This window comes from uncultured Campylobacter sp., assembly GCF_937949835.1.
Classification (GTDB): Bacteria; Campylobacterota; Campylobacteria; order Campylobacterales; family Campylobacteraceae; genus Campylobacter_B.
This window is the reverse complement of the sequence record NZ_CALEDC010000193.1, coordinates 1-1324: the sequence shown is the minus strand read 5'-3', so window position 1 is coordinate 1324 and position 1324 is coordinate 1. Positions and strand designations below refer to the sequence as shown.

Annotated in this window: 1 protein-coding gene; it reads left to right on the top strand. The window is 56.3% G+C overall.

Annotated elements, in window-relative coordinates:
• The first annotated feature begins 419 nt into the window (after nt 1–419).
• A complete protein-coding gene (locus Q0256_RS04350) occupies nt 420–1229 on the top strand; it encodes an SMI1/KNR4 family protein (protein WP_297960372.1) in 810 nt (269 codons plus the stop codon).
• Nucleotides 1230–1324: the final 95 nt, after the last annotated feature.

The window sequence follows — 1324 nt, the reverse complement described above, 5'->3', positions numbered from 1 at the left end:
GATGAAAAGGCGGGCTTTAACGTCATAGACGGCGGCAGCTTGATGTTTGCCAAAAACCCGCAAAGCGGCGCGTGGAGCCTGTATTATGATTTCGATTAGGCGCGCGAAAGGCTTTAGCTTGCTTGCAAAATTCCGCCGCTTTAAATAGACGCTCGTGCCGAGTAGATTTACGATGGAATTTTATCGGCGCGCGGCCTTGAACCCGCTCGGCGCGGATTAAATTTAGACGGCGCCCGATCTAGGTTAAATTTAAGCCGCCGAGAAGCGAGCCAAATAGTTGCAGACGCGCCGAATACAGCGAGCGGGCTGTGAAAAATCGGCGCCGCAAAATTTTAAAATTTTATAACTGAGATTTTGGGTTCGAGCTTAAAATTTAAGGCGCGCTTGAAATTTTAACCCGTAAATTTAAAGGAGCGAAAATGAACGCAAACGAACTTGCAAACATCTGGCGCAGGCCGATCTACCTGCCATATCTGCAAGAACCGCTCACGCCCGAGTCGCTGAGGGCCGCGGAGGAGGAGCTAGGACACGCCCTGCCGCGCGAGCTCGCCATAATGCTGAGCGTGCAAAACGGCGGCTACCTGCGCTACGAGCTAGAGGGCTACCCGCTGGACGCCATCAGCGGCATCGGCGAGGCGCATCCGTCGCTTACGCGCTTTAGCTGGGGCGAGGAGCGCGAGTGCGTGAGCTTCGAGCTTGACGGGCTGGTGCCGTTCAGCGGCGACGGGCATTGGTATCTGTGCCTGGACTACCGCGCCAGCGAACAGCCTGCGGTCGCCTACATCGACGTCGAATGCGATGAGCAAAGCATCATCGCGCAGGATTTCGCTTCGTTTTTGGCGCTTTTGCGGCTCGACACGGGCAGCAAGATCGCGCTGCAAACGAGGCTCGATCTAGACGGCACGAAGGCGCGGCTGGAGGAAATTTTGAGCGTGCGAGCTAAAGCCGCCGATCCGCAGCTTTACGGCTTTAGCGTGTATAATTTTGCTCGCGAGGGCGGCATGCTGAGCCTTAGCCCGAACGAGGTTCGGCTCGGATTTGCCAGGCGAGGCGAGCGGCGGTTTAAAGAGCTTAAAAACTTCAGCGAGCCCGCCCTGCGCTATGCTGAGCTGGACGCGGGCGCGATGATACTGGACGTTTTCAAAGAGGAGCTAATGGATGAAATTTTGCGCGAGCTTAAGAGCGCAGGCTTGTGCGCACAGAGCCTAAAAGACGCGATCGGCGCGTAGGCTTTCGCGATTGGGAGTGTAGATTTGTGTCGGCTGCGGCGCACGCTTGTGCAACCAGCAATGCGGACTTGCGAGCGTAAATTTAGCTCGCGGCG

Bases quoted from the DNA above. Each gene is read 5' to 3' on its own strand.
- Q0256_RS04350 (WP_297960372.1), top strand. From the start codon at position 420: ATGAACGCAAACGAACTTGCAAACATCTGGCGCAGGCCGATCTACCTG.